Here is an 18,199-nt window from a genome sequence, read left to right as displayed (position 1 = left end):
ACCGGCGATGCCCATGACGACGACCTTGACCATCGCCGTCGACCCGACCTGGCGCAACGCCGAGGGAGGTCGCTCGGTCTCGACCACGTGATCCCCCATCCTTCGAACGGTCACCCTAGCCGTGCGACTCGCTGCATTCGTCCCGGTCGCAGGGTGAGGTTCTGGCGGACGACCTACCGCCGGTACTCCTCGAATCGCACGCCCAGGACGGCCGAGCCCGCGCCCAGCCCACGCGCGAGCGCGGCTGCTCCGCGCGCGTGGACGGCCGGGCGCCGAAGCAGCGCACCGACGACGACACCCAGCCCGCCACGAATCACTCGCGCGAGTGCGGGAAGGGCGTACCGCCCCCTCAGCAGAGGCCGGCGGAACCTGCCCGCGACCGCGAGGGCCGCGCCGACGCTGACGTTCGCCTGCGCGTACTTCCTGCGCAGCACGAACCGTCGAGACGTCCGGTCGGCCGGGACACGGTCGATGACGAGTGCCTCGCTGCACCAGACGATCACGCCTCCCGCCTCCACCAGGCGCCGGGTGAAGAGCGTGTCCTCGCCCCCACCGAGCCCCAGTCCGGTCTCGAACTCGAGCTCGTGCTCCCGGACGAACGCCATGTCGAGGAGGAGGTTGTTCGTCGCAGCAGCCGGTAGCCGCTGGCCGCTCTCGAGGCCCTTGGTGTGCGCTCGGCGGAAGAAGCCGCCCGCGACGATCCACGGATCGAGCGGCTGCTCGAACCGCGACTCGACCGGCCCGGTGACGGCCGTCGCACCCCCCGCCGACCAGAGCGCCAGGAGGCTGGCGAGCCAGTGCGGTTCGGGGCGCTCGTCGTCGTCGATGAACACGAGCACCTCCGCATCGCCCCCCTCACGCAGCGCGCGGTTGCGAGCAGAGGCGATGCCCGGACGGGGCTCGCACACGTAGGCGACCCGCTCGTCGGTCTGAGTGTCGACGACTTGACGAGCGCCGCCCAGCGGGTCGTTGTCCACGACGAGCAGATCCGCTTGAAACCGGTCCCCCGCAACCGCGTCGACCTCGCGGATCAGCATCGGCAGGAGCGCCGCGAGCTCGTCGTTTCGCCGGAACGTCAGGACGGCCACGGTCACTCGGGACACGCGCGGCTCCTTGTCTCGTCGGGCACCCAGGCAGCGACCGTGGGTGATGCGCTGTCGTGACCGGCCACGGTACCGTCGGACCCCGCCCCGCCGGACCCTCGAGGAGTGCAGTTGGCCGATCCCGTGCCCGAGCGGCCGATCCGCGTGCTGCAGCCCTTCAAGGAGATCCTGCCCACGACGAACCCGTACATCACCATGCTCCACCGTGCCCTGGAGCAGACCCCCGGCGTGGAGCCATTGTTCTTTTCCTACAGGCGAGCGCTTACTGGCGGCTATGACGTCGTCCACATGCACTGGCCCGAGACGCGCCTCGGAGGCCGCACGAGGCTTCGGCGAGCAGCCCGGCTCCTCTTTGCTTTCGTGTACGTCTTCCGGGTCCGGCTCGCGCGAAAACCGATCGTCCGTACCGTGCACAACCTCGAGCGACCTTCCGGCCTCGGGCGGGGTGACCAGTCGTTCCTCGCGCTGATCGAGCGGTGGACGACGCTCCACATCGTGCTGAACGCGAAGACGCCTGACATGGGCAAGCCGTCGGTCACCATCGTGCACGGGCACTACCGCGACTGGTTCGACGGCGTTCCCCGATCAGAGGCGGTCACGGGTCGCATCGGGTACACCGGGCTCGTTCGGCGGTACAAGAACGTCGTCGGACTCGTCACGGCATTCCGCGCCGCACGGGCGGACGACCCATCGCTCAGCCTCCTGGTCGCGGGCAAGCCGTCCGGTGTCGACATCGAGGACGAGGTGCGGAGGGCCGCGAGCCCCGACCCGGCGATCGCGCTCGACCTGCACTTCCTCGATGACGACGCGCTCGTGGCGGCGATCACGTCCAGCGAACTCGTGGCACTGCCCTACCGCCACATGCACAACTCGGGCAGTGCGCTGCTCGCGCTCTCGCTCGATCGACCCGTCTTGGTTCCGGTCAACGACGTCAACGCCGACCTCGCGCGCGAGGTCGGCGCAGGCTGGGTCCACACCTTCGACGGCGAGCTCGACGGCGAGTCGATCCACACCGCGCTGCGCGCGAGCCGCGCACCCCGCAGCACGCGGCCGGACCTCACGGCGCGTGACTGGGACGCCGCCGGGCAGGCGCACCTCGAGGCTTACCGTTTGGCGCTCCGGTTACGGCGATCCCACCGCAGCTGATCGCATGAGTCGCCGCCCGTCGCGCACCCCGCGCCAGGCCGAACGCCACGGCGACCATGACGAGACGAACTGCCTTCGTCCGCCCTGCGCCAGGACAGCGTAGGTTGCGGTCAGCGTGGCCCGCCTCCACCGGCGCTGCTCCTCGGCATCGAGCCACCGGGCTGCGTACATGAACCTGTTCCGGATGTTCCAGTAGTAGTACGTCTCGGTTTTCGCCCTCCCGGTGCGCCCCTGCGTCCCGCCCTCCTCGTGGGTGGCGGCCACGTCGTCGACGACCGCGAGCGACCCACCGCACTGCTGCACTCGACGAGAGAAGTCGACGTCCTCCCAGTAGAGGAAGTACTCGTCGTCGAACCCACCGGTGCGCCGCCAGAGGTCAGCGCCGATCACCAGGCACGCGCCGGAGAGCCACTCGCGAAAGGGGCGACCGTCCGGAGGGTCGGGGCGCCGTGCGCTCGCCCGCATCGTGCCGTCATCCATGAGGAGGTCCGAGATGCCCGCGGCGAAGGGTCGCCCGTCGGGAGCCAGGATCCGCGGCGCGACGAGCGCATCTGGATCTGCCCGAACCACTGCGACGAGCCGCAAGACGTCGTCAGGCGCGATCACGAGGTCGGGGTTGAGCATCGCGACGACCTGCGCGCCGCGTGCGAGCGCCTGCTCGATGCCCAGGTTCATACCGCCGCCGAACCCCACATTTTGCGCGGGAGCAACGAGGTCCCAACCGCGTGACCGGGTCAGGGACTCCACACGCCGGCGCTCCTCGGGAGTCGAGTAGTTGTCCACCACCACGACACCGAGCTCGGGGTCGTCAGCCGACCTCGCCAGGTTCTGCAGCAGAAGGTGTGACGACCCGTAGTTGACGACGACGAGAAAGACTCGTGGGGGTGTTCCGTCCAGCACGGCTCAGCGCACCCGCTGTCTGGCGACCGCGGTCTCGGCCGCGGCGTGCAGGCCGTCGACCGGACCGTCCCAGTCCGGGAGCCGGATCGCAGCCTGCACGGCTGGTCCCCCGAGCTGCGCGATGGCCGCCGCGGCGCCCGCGACATCGGTCGGGTCGACGAGCGTGGCGTACGCGCCGACGGTCTCCCGGAAGACTCCGATGTCACTTGCGACAACGGGTGTCCCGAACGCGAGTGCTTCGACAGGCGGCAGGCCGTAGCCCTCGTCGAGCGACAGGAACACGAACACCGTCGCGTGGCGATAGAGCCAAGCCAGCTCGGCGTCGGGGACGTGGCCCAGCAGAACGACGACTCCGGCGTCGATCGCGGCACGGGCCGGGGCGTCGAGCGCTGGAGCCCGGCCGTCTCGCTCCCCGACGACGACGAGGGGGTGTTCTCGGGTCACGGTGCCGCTCTGCATCGCGGCGGCGATGGTCGTCGCGAGATTCTTGCGGACGTTCAGCCGACCCACGCTGAGCACGAAGCCCTCCACAGCGGGACCGAGGTTGCTGGGACGGTGCGGCTCGATCGCGTAGAGGGCGGGGTCAGGCGCGAGGCCCACCGGCCGTACCCCACGCACCTTCCCGTTGAGTCGCTCGATGCGGTGGGCCTCGTGCGCGCTCGATGTGACGACCGCCGAGGCCCGGCCCAGAAGGCCAGTGACTGGGCGCAGGTAGACCCGCTCGCGTCGCGTGAACCATTCGGGCCGCTCTTGGAACAGGACGTCGTGCAGGAACACGACGGACGGCTTTCCGAGTGCCACGAAGTTGTGGGAGACGACCACGTCCGCCCCCACGCGTCGGGCGAGCGCCGGGTAGGCAGTCATCACGGCCACCCCGTGCGGGCGCGCCCGGACACCGACCAGCCGAACACCCTCAGGCACAGATCTGGCCGCACGGACGAGCTCGACGTGCGCGGATGGGACGACCAGGACCAGCTCGTCCTGGGGGAAGCGGCGCGCCCACGCGCGCACGAGCTCCCGCTGCACCATGGCGTTCGAAGGCGGACCCTCGTGCCACCAGTACCCGTCGAGGAGCACCCGCATCGCCGTCATGATCTGACCTTGCGGTGGACGCCGCGAGCGACCCGCGCAGGCGCTTCGCGCACGCGCTTCACCCAGACGCGACGACTGAAGTACTTGCGATACTCCGCCACGAACGCCACGGCGGCATCCGACGTGTCGAACAGCCCGACGCGGGCCCAGAACTCGCACAGCAGGCGGACCGATGGCTCGTCCAAGCGCATCAACGCCGTCCTGTGCACGGACAACACGGGAAAGTCACCGGAGGCCGCCCCGTCGACGGCCTCCTCGACGTGCGGGAGCGTGGCCCGGCTGGGCCACACGGTCGGACAGCCTGGCTGGTCCTCCGCGTAACGCACGGACCGGTCGCGGTAGACGACCATGATCCACGCTGCGTAAAGGAAGAACTCGGTGAAGCCTCGCTGGACGAAAGCCCGCGAGAACGTGGCCTGCTCACGACGCTCGACCTCCGCCATGAGGGTCACGACGTCCTCGGTGTAGAGGACGTAAGGAGTCACCGTCGCCGGAAACTGCTGGATCGTCTCCTCGGTCGGAAGGTCGAAGTAGTCGAGGACACGAACGAGTGACTCCCTCAGGGGATGACTCGTATAGGGATGGGCGCCCACCCGCGCGCGCCCGTCAGCTGACTCGAGATAGGCGGGCGCGAGCGGAGCAACGAAGATGTTCTTAGCGTCGAGTGCGACGTAGCGGGGAGTCGTCACCAGCTTGGCCACCGCGAGTTTCAGCACCTGCTGGCTCGTCCAGCCGAGGGATGTCGCCGGGTCGGCGATCTGACGACCTGGAACGATCCGCACCCGCTCGGCGTGGCGGCCGTACGCCGACATGATGGCCCGGGCCCGCCTGGCAGGAATCCCGTGTCGCGAGTTGTCGACGACGATGACCTCGCCGACGAGCTCCGGAGCAACGAACCGAGCAAACGATCGTGCCTGCAGCTCCAGGAACGGCAGCTCGAGCTCGAACACGACCGGGACGAAGGTGAGCGGCACCGTCACGACGCGAGACCCGCACCGCTGGGAGCGAGCGCACGCACGTCGCGGAACCACTTCGGCAGCGCGAGGGCCACGAACGCCAGCGATCCGGCGGTGATCAGCGTGAACACGACCATGAAGCCGGCCGTCCACCCGTACAGCACGAACGCCAGGCAGAGGACGCCGTAGTCGGTGGGCAGCGCGAGCACCGAGCGCAGCCACGGGAACCTGCCACCCGATGCCGCCGTCGACGTCACGCCGTGCGCACGGCGCAGCTGCTCCGTGAGCATCATCCCGAAGAACATGACCGAGCCAACGACTGCATTGACCAGCGGGACGAGTAGCCAGCCGTCGTCGACAGCCTCGGCGCGGTAAAGCCCGACGAGGAGAGCGAGAGGCAGCATGACGACCTTCGCCGAGTCGACCATGTGGTCGAGCCACTCCCCGGCCGAACTGCCGGTCCCCGTCAGACGTGCGACCTGCCCGTCTGCGGAGTCCCAGGCGTAACCGAGCACAAGCAGGAGTGCTACCACGATCCCGAGCCAGTCCGATGGCGGCAGCACGGCGAGCAGCGCGATGGCCACATACGTGTGGGTAGCGCTGATCACGGTGACGCCGTTGGGAGTTACACCGCCGCGATAAGCGGCGGCAGCCAGGAGCCGACCGAGCTTGCGATTCACGAAGCGCGAGTAGGCGGGCGCGCTGCGGGCTGCACCCTTCTGTGCGCCGCTCAGTCGGCGCACGACGTCCGAGTAGCTCTCGCTCATGAGACGGTCACGCCTGCGTCCAGCCGGCGGGCGCGCCGCACGGGTCCCGCAGCCCGGCGTGCGGCCAGATCGAGAGCGAGCTGTTCATAGCCGCGCGCGACCACGTCCCAGTCGTAATCTCCGGCGCGTCCCTGCAGACGCTTGCCGCGGAACACCTCGCCGTCGGGGTCGGACTCAGCCCGCTCCACGAGCCGCGCGACGTCACTCGGCGCCGCGAAGAAGACTCCGTCGACGCCGAGCACCTCGCGGTTGAACGTCACGTCGAACGCGATGGCGGGCGCCGCCGCACCGATCGCTCGAAGCAGCGAGGGGTTTGTCCCGCCGACAGAGTGTCCGTGCAGGTAGGTCATCGAGCCCGCGTATAGGGCGTCGAGCAGGTCCTGGTCCCAGACGCCACCGAGCAGACGCACGCGCGGGTCGCCGTCCGAGAGCGCCGAGATCTTAGCCGTGTACTCGTCGGCGTAGGGCGCCGAGCCGACCACGAGCAAGGGCAACGTCGCCTTGCTCTTCACGTAGCCCTCGACGATCAGCTCAACGTGGTTCTCGGGCTCGAAACGCGCCACGACCAGGTGATAGCCGCGGGGGTGGACGCCGACCTCGCGGAGCTTGCGCAGATCGGCTTCAGCGATGATCGGCGCGCCATATGTGAGCAACGTCGTCGGGGCATTGAACTCCGACGTGTAGTAGTCGCTGATGCCCTGAGCGTCCGCAATGAGCGCGTCGGAGAGCCGTACCGAGGCGGTCTCGGCCGCACGGTAGTAGCGGCGCCCGGTGGGACCCCATTTAGACCGCCGCCACTCGAGACCGTCAACGTGCGTCGCGACGGGGACCCGTGCAGCGCGCAGCAGCGGTAGCCACGGAGCGTTCGCGGCGTTGAACATGAACGCGACATCGGTCCGGTGAAGCACGAGGTGCGCGGCGGAAATGCCCGTGTGGCTCAGGGTCTCGAGGGTGCGTGAACGCAGCGCTGGGAGAGTCACCAACTCCATGCCTAAGTACTCCCGGGCGTTCTCCGCGTTTCCAGATCGGCAGTAGACCCGAATGTGATGCCCGTAATCGACCAGGCGTCGCCCGACCTCCTCAACCGCTGTCTCGAAGCCGCCGTACCTGGCAGGCACACCGCGCGTGCCGACCATGGCGACGGACAGGGCCATCAGGCGACGACCTCATCAGCAGAACCCCTGGTGAGAAACTGGCGCAGCATCGACGAGGATGTCGACGCCGTGTACGGCAGGTACACGACTCGGGCACCGACCTCCGCCATCTCGGTCTCGAGCTGGTCGCCCTTCGACGTTCCCTGCCAGTCGTCACCCTTGAACAAGACGTCGAACGGATGGGCGTGCCAGGCGATGCGCTTGTCCTGCGAAAAGTCGGACACCACGTCGTCGACGAACTTCAAGCTCGCGACGATCTCCATCCGCTCATGGTGTGGGATCACGGGTGGGCGACCTTTCATCGCCACGAGCGACTCGTCGACGGCGACACCGACGACGAGACGGTCGCACCGTTCACGCGCTGCGCGCAGCACGTTCAGGTGCCCGATGTGCAGCATGTCGAAGCCGCCGGGAACGTAACCGACCACTTCGCCGTCCGGGCGAAGACGCCCGTTCATGCGAACATCATCAGGGAGCGCAAAGGGAGATTTCTCATCGTCGTCACGCTCCTCCGAAGTCAGTCGACTGACGCTGGTCGCGCCACTGTAGACACTGGGGTTTCCGGTACGTCCCGGTTCAGTCCGAACTTCACCCTCCGCACGCGCGTGCGAGAGGTGCCCTGTTCCTGCGGGGTGAGGTCAGTACGCGCCAGACCCCGTGATCACTGCCCGCCCGGTCTTCCACAGGATCATCAGGTCCATCGCCACGGACCAGTTGTCCGCGTACCGCAGGTCCAGCCGCACGGCCTCGTCCCACTCCAGGTCCGAACGCCCACTGACCTGCCACAGGCCGGTCAGGCCGGGCTTCACGCACAAACGCCGGTGAACCTCGTCCTCATACGCGCCGACCTCGGCCTCGAGCGGCGGCCGTGGGCCCACGAGCGACATGTCGCCGCGCACCACGTTCCAGAGCTGCGGCAGCTCGTCGAGCGAGTACTTGCGCAGCAGGCGGCCCACGGTGGTGACGCGCGGGTCCTCGCGGAGCTTGAACAGCAGCCCGGCGCCTTCGTTCTCGGCCATGAGTGCATCGCGGCGCTCGTCCGCATCGACGTACATCGTGCGGAGCTTCCAGATGGTGAAGGGCTTGCCGTCCACGCCGATGCGCGTCTGCCGGAACAGCGCCGGCCCCGCGGAAGTGACTCGGATCGCGATCGCCGCGACGGCGATCAGCGGGAGGAGCACGACGCCGGCCACGAGTGCGAGGGACTCGTCGATGATCGACTTCACGACCAACCGACGGCGCGGTGTGTCGACCTCGACCTCGAGCAGGGACAGGCCGGCCGTCGGGCGCACGGACAGCCGCGGTCCGGAGACCTCCACGATGTCGGGAGCGACGACCATGTGCGCACCGGCGCGACCCAGAGCCCAGGACAGGCGGCGCAAAGCATCACCGCTGAGACTCGAGCCCGTGATGATGACGACTTCTGCCGCGCGGTCGGCGACGACCTGCACGACGTCCGCGATGGCTCCCACGACGGGGACGCCCGCGATCTCGTCGGGTCCGTCGGCCGAGCTGAGGCAGAGCCCGTCGATCCGGTAGCCATGGTGGGGCGCGGCTGTCAGGTCGGCGATCACGCGCTGCACGGAGCTGGGGTCCCCGACGACGAGCGTGCTGCGCATCGCAGCGCCCGCACGCCGGGCCTCGTGGAGGCGGCGGCGCCGCGCGTACCGGACGAGGGATGCGCTGGCGGCCACGAGCGGCACGCCGACAAAGACGGCCTCGCGCGGGACCGACGCCTTGAAGAGGAATGCGTAGGCGACCAGTGCCACGGCCACGAGGCCCGCCGCGCGCAGGACCGCCTGGAACTCACCTGGCCCGTCGCCGAGGCGCTCCTGCGAGTAGCCACCGACAGTCGCGACCATCACGGTGAACAACGCGGCTCCGGCAAGGCCAGCGAGCGCAGCCTGGCCCAGGGGGAGGTAGGTCGTCGCGATGGCGAAGCCAACCGCGCCGGCGATCGCGGCGTCCATGCCGGCGGTCACGAGCGAGTACCGGTGACCCACGGCGCGCCAGGCGCTCGCGCGCCGGCGACCGGAGACGTTGAACACCGTCGTGCGTGCTTCGAAGGGCTGCATCGACGCCCAGGAGCGACGCGGCTCGCGCGCCTGCCTCCGTCGGTCGAAATCATCGCCCGACCACAACACCCCGCGGTCTGCGGTGAGTGTCATCGTCTTCCCCCAACCCTGATCCGACGAGTTCGTCGCGAACACAGTGGAGGCTATAGGTCCTGGTCTGTACCGATCAGTACCTTGTGTCCGATTTCACCCGGTTAAGCCAGAGTTCACCCCCCGTCGGGTGACACCTAGGGCTTGGTGTGAAACCGCAGCTGCGCCGCCTCGAGACCCGAGGTCACGACGAGCTCGACCGCGTCGGCCGCGGCGTCGACGAGCCACGCGAGGTCCTTGCGCTCGACCGAGGAGAAGTCGCGCAGCACGAAGTCGGCCGCGTCCATCCGGCCGGGCGGGCGTCCGACGCCCACGCGCACCCGGATGTAGTCCTTGGTGCCGAGCGCCTTGGTGGTGTCGCGCAGGCCGTTATGGCCGCCCTCGCCGCCACCGCGCTTGAGGCGGACGTCGGCGTAGGGGATGTCGAGCTCGTCGTGCACCATGACGACCCGCTCGGGGGGCACGTCGTAGTAGCGGGCCAGGGCCGCGACCGGCCCGCCGGAGGTGTTCATGTACGTCGTCGGCTTCGCGAGGATCACGCGAGGGCCGGGGACGCCGCCGGGCAGGACGCCCAGGCGGACGTCGGCGGTGACGGCCTGCGGCCGACGGCCGAGCAGGCCGCCCGACGAGCCGAACGAGGCCGAGCAGCGGTGCGCGAGCTCGTCGAGCACCATGTGGCCCACGTTGTGCCGGTTGCCGGCGTACTGGGTCCCGGGGTTGCCGAGGCCGACGACGAGCCAGGGTCCGTCAGACACGGGAACCTCCTAGACATAGGGCACGGACGACGACGCCCGGCACCGTTCGAGACGGTACCGGGCGTCGGAGTACTACGAGGTGACTCAGGCGTCCTCGGCGGCAGCGGCCGACGCGGCCGACTGGGCAGCGGCGATGTCGGCGGCAGCCTCCTCGGCGGCGACGTCGTCGGCCGAGGCCTGCGGGACCGTGATCGTCACGATGACGGTCTCGGGCTCGGTGATCAGCGTCGAGCCCTGGGGGAGCTCGATCTCGCCGGCGGTGATCGCGGTGCCGGCGGCGGCACCCTCGATGGAGACCTCGACCTGCTGCGGCAGGTGCGTCGCCTCGGCCTCGAGGGCCAGCGTCTGGGTCTCGACGAGGTGGATCGTGCCGGGGGCCGACTCGCCCACGACGGTGACGGGGATCTCGACGGAGACCTTCTCGCCCTTCTTCACGATGAGCAGGTCGACGTGCTCGATCGTGTTCTTGACGACGTCGCGCTGGACGTCCTTCGTGATCGCCAGCGTGGTCTTGCCGTCGAGCTCGATCGCGAACAGGGCGTTGGCCTGCTTGACGGCGAGCATCGTGGCGTGGCCCGGCAGGGCGACGTGCAGCGGGTCCGAGCCGTGGCCGTACAGGACGGCGGGGATCTGGTCCGCGCGACGCAGGCGGCGCGCGGCGCCCTTGCCGAACTCGGTGCGGGTGGTGGCGGCAAGCTTGATCTCGGACACGATGACTCCCAGGAAGCAGACGACGATGAGGTGGCGCCGGAGCGGCGCGATATGAAGCGAGCTGTGATGGCCTCGACGTGGGGCGCAGGACGGACTGGCGCACGCACGGAGGCAGGCACCCTGTCGATCACGGACGAGTCAGGCCTACAGGCCGTCCGTCGTCCCTCGCCGAGGCAACCTGAGGATCCTACCCGCTACCGGGCGGCGCGAGAAACCCGTCGGGCGTGCGACGAAGCGCACACCCGACGGGCCGCGTGAAGACGTCAGGCGTTGCCGTCGAACAGCGAGGTGACCGAACCGTCGTCGAACACCTCGCGGATCGCGCGCGCGACGAGCGGCGCGATCGACAGGACGGTGAGCTTGTCGAACCGCTTCTCGTCCTCGATGGGCAGGGTGTCGGTGACGACGACCTCGCGCGCGCCGGACGCGCGGAGCCGGTCGACGGCCGGCTCGGACAGGATGCCGTGGCTCGCGGCGACGATGACGTCCTTGGCGCCGGCCTCCATGAGGACGCGGACGGCCTCGGAGATCGTGCCGCCGGTGTCGATGAGGTCGTCGACGAGCACGCAGGAGCGGCCCTCGACGTCACCGACGACCCGGTTGGCGACGGCCTTGTTGGGGCTGCGCACGTCGCGCGTCTTGTGCACGAAGGCGAGCGGGCCCCCGCCGAGCTTGGCGGCCCACTGCTCGGCCACGCGGATGCGGCCGGCGTCCGGCGAGACGACTGTGACGTTGGAGACGTCGACGCGCGAGCGCACGTAGTCGACGAGAATCGGCATGGCCCACAGGTGGTCGACCGGGCCGTCGAAGAAGCCCTGGATCTGCGCGGTGTGCAGGTCGACGCTCATGATCCGGTCGGCGCCGGCCGTGCGGAACATGTCGGCCAGCAGGCGCGCGCTGATGGGCTCGCGGCCGCGGCTCTTCTTGTCCTGACGTGCGTAGCCGTAGAACGGCGCGACGACGGTGATCGTCTTGGCCGAGGCGCGCTTGAGGGCGTCGACCATGAGCAGCTGCTCCATGATCCACTGGTTGATCACGGGCGACGCGTGCGACTGGAGCACGAAGGCGTCCGCGCCGCGCACGGACTCCCCGAACCGCGTGTAGATCTCGCCGTTGGCGAAGTCGTACGTCGTGGTCGGCAGCAGCTCGATGCCCAGCTCGTCGGCCACCTGGATGCCGAGCTCCGGGTGCGCACGCCCCGAGACCAGGACAAGCCGCTTCTCTCCGTCGTGGGAGACGATCCCGGTCATCGCACGTCCTTCGTGGTCGAGCCGGCGTCAGCCGGCGGGGTGCTTCGCGGGTTGTCCGGGAAGTCAGGGGGCGGCGTCACGGGGATGCCGCGGGCGGCGGTGGCCGCGCGTTCGCGCTCGGCGCGGGCCTGGGGTGAGAGCGCCTCGGGCGCGGGACCGGCGGCGCGAGCGGCCTCGGTGCCGGGGCGTGAACGCGCGACCCAGCCCTCGATGTTGCGCTGCGACCCCGCACTGACGCCCAGGGCGCCCGACGGGACGTCACGGCGGATCACGGAGCCCGCGCCGGTGTACGCGCCGTCGCCGACCGTGACCGGCGCGACGAACATGTTGTCCGCGCCCGTGCGGGCGTGCGAGCCGATCGTCGTGCGGTGCTTGTTGACGCCGTCGTAGTTCACGGTGACCGACGCGGCGCCGATGTTGGTGCCCTCGCCGATCGTCGCGTCGCCGATGTAGGACAGGTGCGGGACCTTGGAGCCGGCGCCGATCTGCGCGTTCTTCGTCTCGACGAACGTGCCGATCTTGCCCTTCTCCCCCAGGTCCGTGCCCGGGCGCAGCAGCGCGAACGGGCCGACGGTCGCGCCCGCGCCGACGACGGCGAGGGTCCCGACGGTCCGCGTGACGGTCGCGCCCGCGCCGACCTCGACGTCGGTCAGCGTGGTGTCGGGGCCGACGGTCGCGCCCTCGCGGATCAGCGTCGCGCCGTGCAGCTGGGTACCCGGCAGCAGGGTCACGTCGCGCTCGAGCTCGACGTCGACGTCCACCCAGGTGGTCGCCGGGTCGATGACCGTGACGCCCTCGCGCATCCAGTCCTCGACGATGCGGCGGTTGTACTCGCGCGCCAGCACCGCGAGCTGCACGCGGTCGTTGACGCCCTCGACGACGAACGGGTCGTCGGTCCGCAACGCCCGCACGTGGCCGCCGTCCTCGCGGGCGATCGCCAGCACGTCGGTCAGGTAGACCTCGCCCTGCGCGTTGTCGCGACCGAGGCGGCCGAGCGCGCCGCGCAGCACGGCCGCGTCGAAGACGTAGATGGAGGAGTTGATCTCGCGGATCTCGCGCTGGGCCTCGTCGGCGTCCTTGTGCTCGATGATGCCGAGCACGTCGCCCGTGCCGGGCTCGCGCAGGATCCGGCCGTAGCCGGTCGCGTCCTCCAGCTCGGTCGTCAGGACCGTGACCGCGTTCTCGTCGGCGTGGTGCGCGGCGAGCAGCTCGCCGAGCGTGCCGGCGTCGAGCAGCGGGACGTCACCGGCGACGACGACGATCGCGCCGCCCAGCAGCGCCCCGGCGGCCGACCCGGGGGTCGCGTCGTCCGCGGAGTCCGCCTGCGCCGCTCCGTCGAGCCGGGTCATCGCGACCTGGACCGCGCGGCCGGTGCCGGGGATGTCGTCCTGGTCGGCGAGCAGCGCGAGGGCGTCGATCTCGGCGATGTGCGCCGCGACCCGCTCACGCTCATGGCGGACGACGACCACCACGCGCTCCGGCTCGAGGCCGCGCGCCGCGGCGAGCGCGTGGCCCACCATCGAGCGGCCGGCCAGGGTGTGCAGGACCTTCGGTGTTGCCGAGCGCATCCGCGTTCCCTCGCCTGCGGCGAGAACGATGACGGCAGCTGGGCGGGGATACGTCACCTTCGGGGTGCTCCTCGCGGGTCTGCCCGACGAGCGGGCTGGGATTCCGTGCGCGCGCCCACTCTACCGTCGCGCGAAGACCCGTCCCGACCCGACGGCGGCCCTCGTCCAGGCCGCGGGCGCCCACCGGTCGTACAGCGTGGCGATGAGACGCAGGACTCCGGCCCAGCGGCGCAGCGCTCCGCCCTCAGGATTCGAACCTGAACTGCACGGCTCCAAAGGCCGGCGTGCTGCCGTTACACCAGGGCGGATCGACGGACGGCTCGCGCGTCGTCGGCGGTCCAGTCTGCCAGGCCTCGGGTCGCCGACGACGCGCGCACGGCATGATGGGCGCGTGGCTCCCGAGACCAAGCGCGTCCCTCGTTCGCGCATGACCGGCACGCAGCGGCGCGCGCAGTTGCTCGAGGTCTCGCGCCTGCTCTTCGCCGAGAAGGGGTTCGACGGGACGAGCATCGAGGAGATCGCCGCCCGCGCGGAGGTCTCCAAGCCCGTCGTGTACGAGCACTTCGGCGGCAAGGAGGGGATCTACGCGGTCGTCGTCGACCGGGAGATCCAGGCCCTGACGGGCGCGCTCACGGGTGCGCTCGAAGGCGGCGGCCACCCCAAGGTGCTCGTCGAGCGGACCGCGCTGGCGCTGCTCACCTACATCGAGACCTCCGAGTCGGGCTTCCGCATCCTCGTCCGCGACTCCCCCGTCGCCCAGGCGACGGGCACGTTCTCCTCGCTGATCGGCGACGTCGCGACCCAGGTCGAGCACCTGCTGGCGGACCAGTTCAAGAAGCAGGGCCAGGACCCGAAGGCCGCGCCGATCTACGCGCAGATGCTGGTCGGCATGGTCGCGCTCACCGGCCAGTGGTGGCTCGACGCGCGCCGACCCGGCAAGTCCGAGGTCGCGGCGCACCTGGTCAACCTCGCGTGGAACGGCTTGTCCGGACTCGAGCGCAGGCCGCAGCTCACCAAGGCGGACTGACGTCCCTCGGATGTGTCTCGACGTCGAGTAATCTCGGCCGCATGGCTCCCGACGACGTGCGCGACGAGGTCGATCGCATCGTGCACGCCTGGCAGCGCGAGCGGCCGGACCTGGACGTCCGCCCCCTCGAGGTGCTGTCCCGCGTGAGCCGGCTCGCCCGCCACCTGGACCTGGCCCGCCGCGGCGCGTTCGCCCGTCACCACCTGGAGACGTGGGAGTTCGACGTGCTGTCGGCCCTGCGTCGAGCAGGCGCCCCCTACCGCCTGTCCCCCGGCGTCCTGCTCAACCAGACCCTGGTGACCAGCGGCACGATGACCAACCGCATCGACCGCCTCGCGGAGCACGGGCTGGTCGAGAGGCTGCCCTCGCCCGACGACCGGCGCGGGGTGCTCGTGCAGCTCACCGACGCCGGGCTCGAGCGGGTCGACGCCGCGTTCTCCGACCTGCTCGACGTGGAGCGCGGGCTGCTCGGCGGCCTGGCCGACGAGGACCGCGACCAGCTCGCCGCACTGCTGCGCGAGCTGGTCACCCCCTTCGACGCGAGCTGACCCGGGACATCTTCGGCTGAGGCGCTTTCGCTGGCTCGCTCGTCGGGGCCGGCCCCAGGACCAGCGCCCCGAGCTCGGGCGGCAGCGCCGCCCACGCGTCGTCGTCGTCCAGGCTCACGCAGCGCAGGACCTCGCGCCACACGTCGTCCGTGCGCGCCCGCACCGCGAGCCCCTCGACATACCGACCCGGATGCTCGCGCAGCAGCGTCTCCACGACGCCGATCCCCATCGAGGCGATCAGTGCGTCCGACGCGTCCTCGTGGTGCACGACCACGTCCAGCACCTCGAGCGGCAGGTTCCCCTCGGCGCTCGTCATCCACAGCACCTCGTGCGCCCACAAGTTCCGGACGGTCCGACGCTCGTGGCGCCCGAGCCCTTCGGAGCCGACGCTGCGGGCCAGCGAGCGCGCGATCGCCTCGCAGAACGGTCGCGACCACTCGTCGCCCGCGCCCGGCCACGGAACATGGCGCCAGACGAGCTCGCCGACCATCAGCCCGCGATCTCCGCGGCCTCCAGCCAGGCGGCCTCGAGCTCGTCCTTCTCGTCGGCCAGCGCGCGCAGCTCGGCATCGAGCGCCGCGACGGCGACGTGGTCGGTCGCCTGGGCCGCCATCTTGTCGTGCACCCGCGCCTCGAGCTCGGCGATCTTGGACAGCCGACGCTCGATGCGGCCGACCTCCTTGCGCGCGGCGCGGACGTCGGCGGCGGACGCGGTGCTCTCCACGAACGCGGGAGCGGCGGGAGCCGGCGATGCGGCCGGCAAGGCGAGCGCGTCGCGGCGCAGGTCCAGGTACTGCTCGACTCCCCCGGGCAGCTCGCGCAGCGCGCCGTCGCCGAGCAGGGCCACCTGCTTGTCGCACACGCGCTCGAGCAGGTAGCGGTCGTGCGAGACGACGATCAGCGTGCCGGGCCAGCCGTCGAGCAGGTCCTCGAGCGCGGCCAGGGTGTCGGTGTCGAGGTCGTTGGTGGGCTCGTCGAGGAGCAGGACGTTGGGCTCGCCGACGAGCAGCCGCAGCAGCTGCAGCCGGCGGCGCTCGCCGCCGGACAGGTCCCGGACCGGCGTGCGCGAGCGCTCGCGCGTGAAGCCGAGGCGCTCGACGAGCTGGGCCGCGGTGAGCTCCTTGCCGCCGACGACCACCGAGCGCTTCTCGGACTCGATGACCTCGACGACGCGCAGGTGCGCCAGTTCGTCGAGGTCCTCGACATCCTGCCGCAGCTCGGCGATCTGCACGGTCTTGCCGCGCTTGACCCGGCCGCTCGTCGGCTCGAGCCGGCCCGAGAGCAACCGCAGCAGGCTCGTCTTGCCGGCGCCGTTGACGCCGACCATGCCGATCCGGTCCCCCGGACCGATGCGCCACGTGACGTCGTCGAGCAGCGTCCGGTCGCCGAACGTGAGCGTCACGTCCTCGACGTCGAGCACGTCCTTGCCCAGGCGGGCCGTCGCCATCCGGTCCAGCTCCATGCGGTCGCGCGGCGGCGGCTCGTTCTCGATCAGTGCGTTCGCGGCGTCGATGCGGAACTTGGGCTTGGACGTGCGCGCGGGGGCGCCTCGGCGCAGCCACGCGAGCTCTTTGCGCAGCAGGTTCTGCCGCTTCTCCTCGGTCGCCGACGCGGTGCGCGCACGCTCGGCGCGCGCCAGCACGTAGGCCGCGTAACCGCCCTCGTACTGCTCGACGATCCCGTCGTGCACCTCCCACGTGCGCGTGCAGACCGCGTCGAGGAACCAGCGGTCGTGCGTGACGACCACGAGCGCGCCGTTGTTGCCGCGGTACCGGTCCGAGAGGTGGTTGGCGAGCCAGGCCACGCCCTCGACGTCGAGGTGGTTGGTCGGCTCATCGAGCACGAGGACCTCGTCGTCGCGCACCAGCAGCGCCGCGAGGGCGACGCGCCGGCGCTGGCCGCCCGACAGGGTCGAGACGTCGGCAGTCATGTCGACGTCCGGGAGCAGGCCGTCGTGGACCTGGCGGATGCGGGGGTCGGCGGCCCACTCGTACTCGTCGGCGCTGCCGTGGATGTGTGCGAGCACGGTCCCCGTGCCGAGGTCGTCGCGCTGCTCGAGGACGGCGATGCGCGTGCCACCCGAGCGGGTCACGCGGCCGTCGTCAGGCGCCTGGATCCCGGACAGGACGCGCAGCAGGGTGGACTTGCCGGCGCCGTTGGGGCCGACGACGCCGATCCGCTGGCCGTCGTCGAGGCCGAGGCTGACCTCGTCGAGAAGGGTCCGCGTGCCGAGCGTGAGGGTGACGCGGTCCGCGCCGAGCAGGTGAGCCATGAGGCCACCGAGGCTACCCGCCCTGCGCGACCCGCTGCCGCGCGCGATCACGTCGCCGATTGCTCATCGACTCGCCGGTTGTTTCCGGCGAGGTGATGCGGAATCGACGACTCGACGGGCGGTCGTCGGAGCGACGACCCACGGCACGGGGGTTCGTCATCATCACGGGGATTACAACCCCCGTGATGTCACCGAATCACCGTGATGACTGCGTCGGGCCGGCGGGCTACTCCGCCGAGAGGACGCGCGCGCCGACGACGGGGCCCGTGGCGGTCAGCACCCGGTCCGCGACCCCCGACGCCGTGAACGAGGCAGCCAGGGCCAGCGCGTGCTGCCGGTTGCGGGCCAGCGCGGCGACCGTGGGCCCGGAGCCCGACACGACGACGCCCAGCGCGCCCGCGTCGGTCGCGACGGCGAGCGGCTCGGCGAGCAGCGGGTCGAGCTCGAGCGAGGCGAGCTGCAGGTCGTTGTGCAGCGCCTCCCCGAGCGCGCGCGGGTCGCCGGCGCGCAGAGCCTGCATGAGCGGGACGTCGAGCTCGGGGTCGGGCGCGCCGGGCGCGCCGCTGTGCAGCTCGTCGAATGCGTTGTACACCGCGGCGGTCGACAGCCCGCGGTCCTGGACCGCGAACGCCCAGTGGAACTCGCCGCGGGTCAGCGCGGGCGTGAGCAGGTGCCCGCGGCCCTGCCCGACCGCAGTGTGGCCCATGAGGATGAAGGCGACGTCCGCGCCGACCTCGGCGGCAAGCTCGATCAGCTCGGGCCGGCTCAGGCCGGTGTGCCACAGCG

General features: G+C 70.8%; 17 protein-coding genes, 1 tRNA gene and 2 pseudogenes. 3 read left to right on the top strand and 17 right to left on the bottom strand.

Annotated features, from left to right (window positions below; translation table 11 throughout):
• Positions 1-173: 173 nt before the first annotated feature.
• Positions 174-1,103 carry a glycosyltransferase family 2 protein gene (locus tag D1825_RS18190; RefSeq protein ID WP_158580687.1) on the bottom strand — a complete coding sequence of 310 codons (930 nt, stop codon included), beginning with the start codon at positions 1,101-1,103 and terminating at the stop codon, positions 174-176.
• 111 nt (positions 1,104-1,214) lie between these two features.
• On the opposite strand from D1825_RS18190, the gene D1825_RS18185 reads away from it, so the two are divergent.
• On the top strand, positions 1,215-2,249 hold the full coding sequence (locus D1825_RS18185; RefSeq protein WP_158580686.1) for a glycosyltransferase: 1,035 nt from the start codon (positions 1,215-1,217) through the stop codon (positions 2,247-2,249).
• Here D1825_RS18185 and D1825_RS06320 read toward each other — a convergent pair.
• The 12 genes from D1825_RS06320 to D1825_RS06265 all read right to left on the bottom strand — a co-directional run bounded on the left by D1825_RS06320 (position 2,226) and on the right by D1825_RS06265 (position 13,875).
• A complete protein-coding gene (locus D1825_RS06320) occupies positions 2,226-3,149 on the bottom strand; it encodes a glycosyltransferase family 2 protein (protein WP_233549668.1) in 924 nt (307 codons plus the stop codon). The genes D1825_RS18185 and D1825_RS06320 overlap by 24 nt on opposite strands.
• 3 nt (positions 3,150-3,152) lie before the next feature.
• Positions 3,153-4,241, bottom strand: coding sequence for a glycosyltransferase family 4 protein (locus D1825_RS06315; protein ID WP_118766591.1), 1,089 nt, complete (start codon positions 4,239-4,241; stop codon positions 3,153-3,155).
• Positions 4,238-5,221 (bottom strand): DUF6492 family protein, encoded by a 984-nt coding sequence (locus D1825_RS06310; protein ID WP_138067481.1) that lies wholly within the window; start codon positions 5,219-5,221, stop codon positions 4,238-4,240. Before D1825_RS06310 ends, D1825_RS06315 begins: the two co-directional genes overlap by 4 nt.
• The gene (locus D1825_RS06305) at positions 5,218-5,964 is read right to left on the bottom strand and encodes a CDP-alcohol phosphatidyltransferase family protein (protein ID WP_118766589.1); all 747 of its coding nucleotides are present in this window, start codon (positions 5,962-5,964) and stop codon (positions 5,218-5,220) included. The genes D1825_RS06310 and D1825_RS06305 overlap by 4 nt, the downstream gene beginning before the upstream one ends.
• Positions 5,961-7,118 (bottom strand): DUF1972 domain-containing protein, encoded by a 1,158-nt coding sequence (locus D1825_RS06300; RefSeq protein ID WP_199721518.1) that lies wholly within the window; start codon positions 7,116-7,118, stop codon positions 5,961-5,963. Before D1825_RS06300 ends, D1825_RS06305 begins: the two co-directional genes overlap by 4 nt.
• Positions 7,118-7,576 (bottom strand): adenylyltransferase/cytidyltransferase family protein, encoded by a 459-nt coding sequence (locus D1825_RS06295; RefSeq protein WP_118766588.1) that lies wholly within the window; start codon positions 7,574-7,576, stop codon positions 7,118-7,120. The genes D1825_RS06300 and D1825_RS06295 overlap by 1 nt, the downstream gene beginning before the upstream one ends.
• Positions 7,577-7,756: 180 nt before the next feature.
• Positions 7,757-9,166, bottom strand: a complete 1,410-nt coding sequence (locus D1825_RS06290; protein WP_233549667.1) for a sugar transferase — start codon at positions 9,164-9,166, stop codon at positions 7,757-7,759.
• Between the two features lie 254 nt (positions 9,167-9,420).
• Positions 9,421-10,038 (bottom strand): aminoacyl-tRNA hydrolase, encoded by a 618-nt coding sequence (gene pth / locus D1825_RS06285; RefSeq protein WP_118766587.1) that lies wholly within the window; start codon positions 10,036-10,038, stop codon positions 9,421-9,423.
• 84 nt (positions 10,039-10,122) lie between these two features.
• Positions 10,123-10,749 (bottom strand): 50S ribosomal protein L25/general stress protein Ctc, encoded by a 627-nt coding sequence (locus tag D1825_RS06280; RefSeq protein WP_118766586.1) that lies wholly within the window; start codon positions 10,747-10,749, stop codon positions 10,123-10,125.
• Between the two features lie 263 nt (positions 10,750-11,012).
• Positions 11,013-11,999, bottom strand: coding sequence for a ribose-phosphate diphosphokinase (locus tag D1825_RS06275; RefSeq protein ID WP_118766585.1), 987 nt, complete (start codon positions 11,997-11,999; stop codon positions 11,013-11,015).
• Positions 11,996-13,624 carry a bifunctional UDP-N-acetylglucosamine diphosphorylase/glucosamine-1-phosphate N-acetyltransferase GlmU gene (gene glmU / locus D1825_RS06270; protein WP_118766584.1) on the bottom strand — a complete coding sequence of 543 codons (1,629 nt, stop codon included), beginning with the start codon at positions 13,622-13,624 and terminating at the stop codon, positions 11,996-11,998. The genes D1825_RS06275 and glmU overlap by 4 nt, the downstream gene beginning before the upstream one ends.
• A gap of 179 nt (positions 13,625-13,803) precedes the next feature.
• Positions 13,804-13,875 (bottom strand) — tRNA-Gln (locus tag D1825_RS06265).
• 119 nt (positions 13,876-13,994) lie between these two features.
• Here D1825_RS06265 and D1825_RS06260 point away from each other — a divergent pair.
• A complete protein-coding gene (locus tag D1825_RS06260; RefSeq protein WP_118766595.1) occupies positions 13,995-14,594 on the top strand; it encodes a TetR/AcrR family transcriptional regulator in 600 nt (199 codons plus the stop codon).
• 41 nt (positions 14,595-14,635) lie between these two features.
• On the top strand, positions 14,636-15,142 hold the full coding sequence (locus D1825_RS06255; RefSeq protein WP_118766583.1) for a MarR family winged helix-turn-helix transcriptional regulator: 507 nt from the start codon (positions 14,636-14,638) through the stop codon (positions 15,140-15,142).
• Here D1825_RS06255 and D1825_RS06250 read toward each other — a convergent pair.
• From D1825_RS06250 to D1825_RS06240, 4 genes and pseudogenes are all read right to left on the bottom strand, one after another.
• On the bottom strand, positions 15,120-15,632 hold the full coding sequence (locus D1825_RS06250) for a hypothetical protein (protein ID WP_118766582.1): 513 nt from the start codon (positions 15,630-15,632) through the stop codon (positions 15,120-15,122). The two genes, D1825_RS06255 and D1825_RS06250, sit on opposite strands and share 23 nt — an antisense overlap.
• On the bottom strand, positions 15,632-16,945 hold the full coding sequence (locus tag D1825_RS06245) for an ABC-F family ATP-binding cassette domain-containing protein (protein ID WP_407643305.1): 1,314 nt from the start codon (positions 16,943-16,945) through the stop codon (positions 15,632-15,634). The genes D1825_RS06250 and D1825_RS06245 overlap by 1 nt, the downstream gene beginning before the upstream one ends.
• Before the next feature lie 2 nt (positions 16,946-16,947).
• Positions 16,948-17,413 (bottom strand): annotated as a pseudogene (locus D1825_RS18795) (ATP-binding cassette domain-containing protein); the annotation flags it as partial.
• A gap of 226 nt (positions 17,414-17,639) precedes the next feature.
• Positions 17,640-18,199: pseudogene (locus tag D1825_RS06240) on the bottom strand (4-(cytidine 5'-diphospho)-2-C-methyl-D-erythritol kinase); the annotation flags it as partial.

It is taken from the genome of Cellulomonas rhizosphaerae, from assembly GCF_003470205.1.
In the GTDB taxonomy this organism is placed as follows: Bacteria; Actinomycetota; Actinomycetes; order Actinomycetales; family Cellulomonadaceae; genus Cellulomonas; species Cellulomonas rhizosphaerae.
Note: the sequence above shows the minus strand (reverse complement) of the source record. Positions and strands in the feature narration are given on the sequence as shown.

Excerpts from the sequence above, each read along its gene's own strand:
- D1825_RS06315 (WP_118766591.1), bottom strand. The coding sequence starts at position 4,241 with ATGACGGCGATGCGGGTGCTCCTCGACGGGTACTGGTGGCACGAGGGT.
- D1825_RS06305 (WP_118766589.1), bottom strand. The coding sequence starts at position 5,964 with ATGAGCGAGAGCTACTCGGACGTCGTGCGCCGACTGAGCGGCGCACAG.
- D1825_RS06300 (WP_199721518.1), bottom strand. The coding sequence starts at position 7,118 with ATGGCCCTGTCCGTCGCCATGGTCGGCACGCGCGGTGTGCCTGCCAGG.
- D1825_RS06295 (WP_118766588.1), bottom strand. The coding sequence starts at position 7,576 with ATGAACGGGCGTCTTCGCCCGGACGGCGAAGTGGTCGGTTACGTTCCC.
- D1825_RS06275 (WP_118766585.1), bottom strand. The coding sequence starts at position 11,999 with ATGACCGGGATCGTCTCCCACGACGGAGAGAAGCGGCTTGTCCTGGTC.
- D1825_RS06260 (WP_118766595.1), top strand. The coding sequence starts at position 13,995 with ATGACCGGCACGCAGCGGCGCGCGCAGTTGCTCGAGGTCTCGCGCCTG.
- D1825_RS06255 (WP_118766583.1), top strand. The coding sequence starts at position 14,636 with ATGGCTCCCGACGACGTGCGCGACGAGGTCGATCGCATCGTGCACGCC.
- D1825_RS06250 (WP_118766582.1), bottom strand. The coding sequence starts at position 15,632 with ATGGTCGGCGAGCTCGTCTGGCGCCATGTTCCGTGGCCGGGCGCGGGC.